We start from the raw sequence: 9855 nt of genomic DNA, 5'->3' as shown, positions 1-9855 counted from the left end.
ACCATCACGCCCTTGGATTGTCCGGTGGAGCCTGAGGTGTAGATCACGTAGGCCAGGTTCTCGGGGCTGAGACCCAGCGCCGTAGCGTCCGGGTTCTGGTCGAACTGTGGATCGTTATCGACCCCTGCAAGGTCGTGCCCGTCGAGCAGAATCAGCGTCGGACGCTCTTGCTCGGCAGGCAGATGAGGTGTCAGGGCCTGCTGGCAGAGCAGTGCCCTGGCGTCGCTGTCCTTGAGAATGAAGGCGATCCGCTCCGTCGGGTGATCGGGATCGACAGGCACGTAAGCGCCGCCAGCCTTGAGCACGGCGAGCAGGGCGACGATCATCTCGACGCCGCGCTCGGCACAGATGGCCACTCGTTGTTGAGGTTGTATGCCGTGTTCCAGCAAACGCCGGGCAAGCTGGTTGGCCCGGCGGTTGAGCTGCGCGTAGCTGAGCTGTTGCTGCTCGTGCACCAGAGCGATGGCCTCTGGCCGGGCCAGAACCTGCTCCTCGAACAGGCTCTGCAACAGCCGTGGCGTGCCGAAATCGCTGGCGGTCTGGTTGAACCCGTTGAGCACCAGTTGCCGCTCGGCCTCAGGCAGGATGTCGAGACTGTCGGCCGGACGCTGTGGTGTGTGCTCCAGTGCCTCCACCAGTACTGTGACGGCCTGGGCCAGGTAATCGGCAATCCGTTGCGGATCGATGCCGACCACGGTCTGTGAAGTCAGCGAAATCGCACCGTTTTCGGTCGCCACGGCAATTTCGATCGGGTAGTTGGTGTGGGTTTCCGAAGCCTCGAACTCGATACCGTCCCACTTGTCGATTTCCGCGATATTGCTGCCATCGGCGGTGATCATCTCGCCATGACGGCAGTTGAGGATGACCGTGAACAGCGGCATCGAAGCATCGACTGCACTGCACCGCTGGGCCAGGGCCAGTGACGCCTGTTCATGGGTCAGCAGTTCGCTCAATTGCTGATAGGCGTCCTGGACGATATCGCTGACGCTGCGGTCGTCCAGGCGAATACGCATCGGCAGCGTGTTGATGAACATCCCCAGTGCCTGATCGGCACCGCTCGCACCCTGGGAGCGGCCTGACAGCACAGTGCCGAACACCGCATCGTCGCGTCCGCTGGTAGCTGCGACCACCAGCCCCCAGGCCGCATGGAACAGTACGGAGTTGGGAACGCCGCTGATTTTGGCGACGCGATGAACGGCTGCACTGACCTCATCGCTCAAGTAGCGGATTGCCTTGGTATTACCTGCGCCGCTGCTCTGAACATCCAGCACCCCATAAGGTGCAGTGGTTTCATCGACGTCGCCCAGCAGTTTCCGGAAATAGGCTTCATGCTCTTCCCGGGAAACCATGGCCGCTTTGGCAATGAAGTTACGGTAAGGATGCGACGGCGGCAGGCTGTGACCTTCGCCATGCAGGATGGCGTAGATTTCCGACATGATTAGGCGCAGGGTCACGTTATCGCTGATCAGGTGGTGATCGAGCAGTGCCAGCAGCCATTGCTCCCGGGTTCTGTCCCAGGTCATGTACGCCGCAATCAGCGGAGCCTGTTGCAGGTCCAGACTCAGGGTCTGGGTGTCGGTGCGTTCATGCAGCATCTGCAGCGGGTCGTCAGCCTGACTGCTGTCGAACAGCGTCACCGGCAACGTTGCCTGGCGCTGCACGATCTGCACCGGTTTCGGCAAGCCTGACCAGCGCAGGGCAGTACGGAGAATGTCATGGCGGTCGATCACGCCTTGCAGCGCCGCGAGAAACTCGTCAAGACGCTCGCGCTGATCGAATTTCACCACGGTGCGCATCAGGTACGCATCGCCCTGGCCCTGCAACAGGTGGTGGAAGAGAATCCCTTCCTGCAGCGACGACAGCGGGTAGATATCCTGGACATTGCCCGCGCCACCCGGCACATCGGCAACCACCTGCTCGATTTCCGCAGCCGTCAGCGTGACCAGCGGCAGCATCTCGGGCGTGATTTCGGTACAACCATCAGGAATCAGGTTGGGAGGAATCGCCGCACTGGCGAGCCCGGTATCGGTCGACAGTACAGCGGCCATGGCCTTGAGGGTCGGCGCGGCAAACACGCTGCGCACATCCAGCACGATGCCGCCCTGACGCAGGCGCTCGATCAGGCTGATCACCAGGAACGAATGTCCGCCCAGCTCGAAGAAGTGGTCCTCGCGACCGACGCGCTCGATGCCCAGCAGTTCCTGCCAGGCCGTGGCCAAGGCGATTTCCAGTGTGCCTTGCGGCGCTTGGTACTCGCGGGTCGCGGTTGCCGTGCGATCCGGTGTGGGCAATGCGCTGCGATCCAGCTTGCCGTTGGTGGTCAGCGGCCAGGCGGACAGCGGCACGAAAGCGCCTGGAATCATGTGCTCGGCCAGGCTGCTGGCCAGTTGTGAACGCAGGGCTGCCGACTCCAGTGCGGCCTGTGGCTGGGCGATCAGGTAAGCCACCAGGCGTTTGTCGCCGGGCACGTCCTCGCGCACGATCACCAGCGCTTCACGCACGCCGTCACAGGCCTGCAGGCGGGCTTCGATCTCACCCAGTTCGATACGGAAACCACGGATCTTGATCTGTGAGTCATTACGGCCCACGTAGACAATACCGCCATCGGCCCGGTAACGCGCGACATCGCCGGTACGATAGAGACGTGCCGTGGGGGTGCTGGCCAACGGATCGGCGATGAAACGCTCGGCATTGAGTTCGGGACGGTTCAGGTAGTGGCGAGCGACACCCGCACCACCGATGTAGATTTCGCCTTCCACGCCAACCGGTACCGGCTGCTGCCAGGCATCCAGAATCCGCAGGCACAAGTCCTGTAGCGGCTCGCCGATCAACCCGTTATCACCGGTATCGATTTCAGCCTGGGTAACGGCATGGAAAGTGGCGTGCACGGTGATTTCGGTAATCCCGTACATGTTCACCAGTCGGGTCGTGGACAACGGCGTGTGCTGTGTCCATGGCCGCAGGGTGCGAACGTCCAGGGCTTCGCCACCAAAGATGACTTCCTTGAGGCTGTGGACCTCATCACTGCGACCAGCCGCTTCGATGAACTGGCGGAAGGCGCTGGGCGTCTGGTTCAGCACAGTGACCTGCTCGCGGCAGACCAATGCATGGAAGTCGTCCGGCGAGCGGGCCAGTTCGCCGGGCACGATCACCAGTTTGCCGCCGTAGCTCAGGGCGCCCCAGATTTCCCATACCGAGAAGTCGAATGCGAAGGAGTGGAACAGCGTCCAGACATCCTTGCTGGTGAAGTTGAAGCTTTCCGCTGTGGCATCGAACAGGCGGGCGACGTTGCCGTGCTCTACCAGCACGCCCTTGGGCAGGCCGGTGGAGCCGGAGGTGTAGATCACGTAGGCCAGATGCTGCGGACCAAGGTCTGGCGCCGGGTTGCGGTCCAGCGTGGTATCAGTGGCGGTTTGCTCATCGGTTTGCGGACTCAGTGCGACAACGGGAATGCCATGGCCCGCGCCCAGCGTCTCCAGGCATGTCGGCTGGGCCAGCAGGGCAACCGGCTGGCTGTCTTGCAGCAGATAGTTGAGGCGCGCCTGCGGGTAGGCCGGGTCCAGCGGAACATAGGCGGCACCGGCTTTCAGCACGCCCAGGATGGCACAGAGCATGTCCACGCCACGTTCGGCGAGAATGCCGACCCGCTCGTCGGGCCGGACCTTCAGGTCGAGCAACTGGCTGGCGATGCGATTGGCCCGGCGGTTGAGTTCCTGATAACTGACCTGACGCTCGCCGAATACCAGTGCAATGGCATGAGGTTGTTGCTCGGCCATGTGCTCGAAGCGCTGATGAATCAGCGTGTCGCTGGTGAAGCTTGCCACTGGCGGTCGCAGGGACGGGTGCGCCTGTCGCTGTGCCGCAGTCAGCAGTGGCAAGGCCAGAACCGCTTGCTCGCTGTCCTGGACAAATGCCTCCAGCAGTACCTGGAAGGACTGGGCGAAACGCTCCACGGTGGCGCGGTCGAACAGGTCGGTGGCGTACTGAATCACCCCGTTCAGGGTTCCGGCGTTTTCCGCCAGGGACAGCATCAGATCGAACTGCGAGGTTTCCTGGGCCTGATTCAGGGCAGTCAGGCTCAGGCCCGGCAGTTCCAGCGCGCCATCGTCCGGGGTGTTGTTCAGCGACAATGCCACCTGGCACAGCGGGTTGTGGCTCAGCGAGCGAGGCGGTTGCAAGGCATCGATCACGTGCTCGAAAGGTACTTCCTGGCGCTCATGGATTGCCAGCAGCGTGTCTCTGACCTGGCCCAGCAGTTGCGTCACACTCGGGCTGTCCTGCAATTGCACGCGCACCGGCAGTGTGTTGACGAAAAAGCCGATCAGCGGCTCCAGCTGTGCATTGCCGCGGTTGGCGGAGGGTACGCCGATGACCACATCGCGCTCGTTGCCGAGGCGCGCCATCAGCACCGACCAGGCACTGAGCAGGACCATGAACAGGGTGACGTCGTGCTGCTTGCAGCAGTCTTCCAGCCGAGCCAGCAGTTGCGGGCTCAGTTGCACCGGTACATCGGTGCCGCGGTAGCTTTGCAGTGCAGGTCTTGGCCGATCGGCAGGCAGGCTCAAGAGTGTCGGTGCGCCGCTCAGGTGTTCGCGCCATTGCTCAAGCTGCTCGGCCAGTTGCGGCCCGGCCAGGTTTTGCCGCTGCCAGGCGGCATAGTCGGCGTACTGGATCGCCAGTGGCGGCAACGAGGGCGTGAGCCCCTGGCTGAAGGTCGCATAGAGCTGCGCAAACTCCTTGACCAGCACACCCACGGACCAGCCATCGGAGATGATGTGGTGCTGGGTGATATGCAAACGATATTCATCGTCGGCCAGGCGCACCAGGCTGCCACGAATCAGCGGGCCTTGCTGCAGGTCGAAAGGTGCCGAAGCCTCGCGCTGGGCAATCCGTGCGGCGCTGGCCTGGGATTCGGCAAAGGGCAGGGCGCGCAGGTCGTGTTCGCTCAAGGTGAAGCCGCTGTCAGGCGCGGCAATTCGTTGCAGCGGCTGCTCGCCATTGCGCTGGAAGGTGGTGCGCAGGCCTTCGTGACGTGCCACCAGATGATCGAGCGCCGCTTTCAGCGCCTGAGTGTCCAGTTCGCCGCGCAATTGCAGCGAGGCGGGCATGTGGTAAGCGATGCTGGCATTGGGGTCCAGTTGATCGAGGAACCACAGGCGCTGCTGGGAAAAGGACAGAACCAGCGGTGCATTGCGGTCGGCGGGCGCAATCTCCAGCGTGGTGGCTTGCTCCAGCGTACCAACGACCCTGGCCAGTTCCTCGACGGTCGGATGACTGAACAGCTCCCGGAGCATCAGCTCACCGCCCAGTACCTGGCGCACGCGGGACACCAGTTGTGCGGCGAGCAACGAATGACCGCCCAGCTCGAAGAAGCCGTCACGGCGACCGACGCGCTCGATGCCCAGCAGTTCCTGGAATATCTGCGCCAGAGCCTGTTCGGTAGCGCCCTGAGGCGCTTCATAGCCGCGCTCGGACATCGAGTCGACACCCGCAGCGGGCAGCGCGTCCTGATCCAGCTTGCCATTGGCAGTCAGCGGATAGGCGTTCAGGCTGACAAAGGCGCTGGGCACCATGTAGTCCGGCAAGGTCGCGCCCAGTTGCTTGCGCAGGGCCGCCACTTCGATCACTGTACCCGGCTCTGGAATCAGATAGGCAATCAGGCGTTTGCCCTGACGGTTGTCGTCGCGGGCCAGTACGCGCACTTCATGCACGCCGTCGCAGGCCAGCAGTTTGGCCTCGATCTCGCCCAGTTCGATACGGAAACCGCGAATCTTGACCTGAGCGTCCATGCGCCCCAGGTGCACGATCTCGCCAGTGCTCAGCAGCTTGCCCAGGTCGCCCGAGCGGTACAGGCGCTCGCCGGCGCGCAGAGGGTCGGCGATAAAACGCTCGGCAGTGAGTTGCGGGCGGTTCAGGTAGCCGCGTCCGACGCCCAGGCCACCGACACAGATTTCCCCAGGTACGCCGACCGGCAGCAGGCGCTGCCTGGCATCCATGACGTAGGTCACGGTGGTCGGAATCGGCCGTCCCACGTTGGAAATGCCGAGTTTGATGTCATCGGCCTGGATGTGTTTCCAGGTCACATGCACACAGGTTTCGGTGATGCCGTACATGTTGATCAGCGCCACCTCGGGGAACGCCTCGTGGAACGTCGCGAGACGGTTCACTTCCAGGCTTTCGCCACCGAAGATCACATATTTCAAGGCGCGCAGAGCATTTCCCTGGCGTCCAAGCGCCGCTTCGCTGAGCGGCAGGAAGGCCGATGGAGTCTGATTGAGGACGCTGACCTGCTCGCGCTCCAGGAAGTCGAGAAACTGTTGCGGGTCACGGCGTTCCGGTTCCGGGACCAGCACCAGACGTCCGCCATGCAGCAAGGCACCGAACATTTCCCAGACCGAGAAATCGAAGGCGTTGGAGTGGAACAGCGTCCACACATCGTCGCTGCCGAAGTCGAAAGGGCTGCGGCTGTTATGCAGCAGGCGCACCACGTTGCGGTGTTCCAGCAGCGTGCCCTTGGGCTGGCCGGTGGAGCCCGAGGTGTAAATCACGTAGCACAAGTGCTCGGGTGCAGTGAGGTTTTCCAGATTCGTGGAATGGCTGGATTCGGCGCTCGATGCAGCAGGATCGAAGACCTCAAGCGCTGTATCGACCAGCGCTCCGGCCGTTTCTGCGCTGGCGATGATCTTGCGCACGCCACTGTCCTTGAGGATGTAGGCCACACGCTCGGCCGGCGATGCCGGATCGATGGGTACATAGGCCGCTCCGGCCTTGAGTACCGCCAGGGTGCTGACAATCATGTCCAGAGAGCGGTCCAGCAGAATCGCGATCAGTTCCTGGGCCTCGACGCCACGGGCACGCAAGCGGTGAGCCAACTGGTTGGCGCGTTGGTTGAGGGCCTTGTAGCTGAGCTGGCCTGCATCGCTGTTGACAGCAATGTGTTCCGGCGTGACCAGGACCTGCGCCTCGAACAGTTGATGCAGGGTCGCGTCCGCAGGGTAGGCGGCCTCGGTATCGTTCCAGTGCAGAGCCTGGACCAGCTTTTCCTGTTGATCCAGCAGGGTGACATCATCCACCGGCTGTTCGCTGTCGTCGGCAAAGGCGTCCAGCAGGCGCACGAAATGCTGTAGCAGTTGCGCGATGAAATCGGCATCGAAGAAGTCGGCGTTGTAGGTCATATGGCCTTGCCATTGTTCTTCGCCAGCCACGATCAACAGATGCAGGTCGTTCTTGCCAAAGCCCAGGCTGCTTTCCAGGGTGCGCACCTCAAGGCCTGCCACCCGGTCTGCCGTCTGCGCGGATTGCTCGAAGTTGAACAGCACGTCGAACAGTGCGGTGCGGCTCATGTCCTTGTCGGGGTTCAGGGCCAGCACCAGTTGGTCAAACTGCATGAAGCGGTGTTTGTAGGCCTGATCCAGCCTGGTCGCGGTCTGGGCCAGCAAGCCCTGCAGCGAAGTGTTTGCATCACAGGCACCGCGCAGTACCAACAGGTTGCCGAGCGGGCCGACCAGATTCTGCAGCGCCTGGTCTTCCCGGCAGGCAGCAGTGGTGCCGACCACCAGTTCATCGTGTCCGGCATAACGACGCAACAGGGCCATGAATGCGCTGAGCGCCAGGCTCTGTGTGGAAACGCCAGCTCGACTGGCAGCGGCCTCGATGGCCTTGACCTGCCTTGGGGTGAGTACAAAGCAATCCGTGGCTGGAGTGAACACATGAACCGCTGCACGTGGACGATTGAGCGGCAGTTCCATGGGTTGCAGCTTGCCGCGCAACTGATAGGTCCAGAATGAGCGCAAGGACTCAAGCGTGGCGGCCGGCAACTGACGCTGCCACTGGGCGAAATCAGCATAGGTCAGCGCCAGTTCGGGAAGCTGTGCTGCGCGTTCCGAGCAAGCCGCGTCATACAGCTCCAGCAGGTCGCGCCTGATGATCTGCATCGAGGCACGGTCGGCCAGCAGGTGGTGAACCGTGATCGCCAGTACCGCTTGCTGGCTGCCGTCCTGCACCAGGGTCGCCCTGATCAGGGCTCCGCCGTCCATATGCAGCGGCTGCAGCGCATCTTCCAGGGCAATGGAAGTACATTGTCCGGCGTCAGCCCGCAGGCAGTTCAGCGGCAGCGAGGCATGCTTCTCGAAGCGCTGCCAGGCTCGGGCACCATCGCTGAGTACCCGGCAACCAAGGATTTCATGGCGGCTCATCAGCTCATTGAGAGCGGTCTGCAGAGCGGTGTTATTGATTTCACCGCTCAGTTCCAGCAGCAGCGGAATATTGTGGTAGATCGGGTTGGCGTCATACAGGTAGCCGGTTTCAAAGGTGTCGACGAACCAGATACGTTCCTGGTGATACGACAGCGGCATTTCTGGAGCATCCTGGCTGACAGGCAGCACTTGCGGCAGTTCTAGAGCCGGATCCAGGTCCAGCGCACCGACTCGGGTCTGTGGCGCCTCGGTGAAATGGCGCAGGACCCGCTCGAAGCGTGCGGCCAGCCGCTCGATGCTGGAAACGTCGAACAGCGCCGTGGAATAGGACAGGCTGCACACCAGTTGCTCGCCACCTTCATCGATGTGCAGGGACAGATCGTGCTGGGTGTCTTCCTGGCGCGAAGACAGGAACTCCAGGGTCAGGCCCGGCAGGCGCAGTTGTTCGGCGTCATTCCCGGCGTTGGTGTAGAGCATGGTCTGGAACACCGGGCTGTGGCTGGCACTGCGCGGCGGCTTGAGCGCTTCGACCACCAGGTCGAAAGGTGTGTCCTGATAAGTCGAGGACTCCAGCAGCAGGTTGCGCACCTGGGCCATGACTTCATCGAGGCTCGGGTCCGCCTGCAAACGGACGCGCAAGGCCAGGGTATTGGCAAAGAAACCGATCAGACCCTGCACATCCTGCCGGTCGCGATTGGCGGCCACGGTGCCGATCACCACGTCCTGCTGGCCGCTGACGCGGGTCAAGAGCACGGCCCAGGCCGCCATCAGGGTCATGAACGGGGTTGCGGCACGCAATTGGGCAAAGGCGCCGATGGCCCGGGACAGATCCTTGGGCAGCGTAAACTTCAGGGTGCTGCCTTCATGGCTTTGCACGGGCGGGCGAGGCCGGTCGGTAGGCAGCGTCAGCAGCGCCGGGGCACCGCTCAGGTGGTTGCGCCAGAACTCGATATGCTGTGCTTGCAACTCGCCATTCATGCGCTGGCGTTGCCAGGCAGCATAGTCGGCATACTGGATCGACAATGCGGGCAGCGGATTTGGCTGCCGCTCGACAAAGGCCTGATACAGGGCCGAGAACTCACTGACCAGCACTTCGATCGACCAGCCATCGGAGATGATGTGATGCTGGGTGATCAGCAGCAGGTATTCATCGTCGGTCAATTGCACCAGGCGCCCGCGAATCAGCGGCCCCTGATGCAGGTCGAAGGGCGCCGCAGCCTCGTTTTCGCTGATCCGGGTGGCGCTCAGGCGGGCCTGTTCAGGTGACTGATCGCGCAAGTCCTGTTCCACCAGCGCAAAGCCACAAGCGGCGCTGGCGATGACCTGCACCGCTTGCTCGCCTTGTTGCTCGAAGGTCGTGCGCAGGCTTTCGTGCCGCGCTACCAGATGATCGAGGGCGGACTTGAGCGCAACCCTGTCCAGGCTGCCGGTCAGGCGCAAGGCCGCCGGCATGTGATAGGCGGCGCTGGCGCTGTGATCGAGCTGGTCGAGGAACCACAGACGCTGCTGGGCGAACGACAGCGGCAATGCTGCGCTGCGGTCTGCCGGTTCGATCACATCCTGCGGTGCCCGTTCGTTACGGCTGGCACCACGTTGCTGGAGCAGGCGCAGCAGGGCAGCGCGTTTCAACTGGTCGAGACTTTCGTTACGGTCGTTCAAT

At 62.6% G+C, this 9855-nt stretch carries 1 protein-coding gene; it reads right to left on the bottom strand.

What is annotated here, in order from left to right; genetic code table 11:
- Nucleotides 1-9854: non-ribosomal peptide synthetase (locus ALQ04_RS08105; RefSeq protein WP_122315436.1), on the bottom strand; the 9854-nt coding region annotated here is incomplete at its 3' end.
- Between the last annotated feature and the right edge of the window lies 1 nt (nt 9855).

The sequence above is a fragment of the Pseudomonas cichorii genome (assembly GCF_003700275.1).
GTDB classification, from domain to species: domain Bacteria; phylum Pseudomonadota; class Gammaproteobacteria; order Pseudomonadales; family Pseudomonadaceae; genus Aquipseudomonas; species Aquipseudomonas cichorii_B.
The sequence above is the reverse complement of the archived record's forward strand: the minus strand, read 5'-3'. Positions and strand labels throughout refer to the sequence as shown.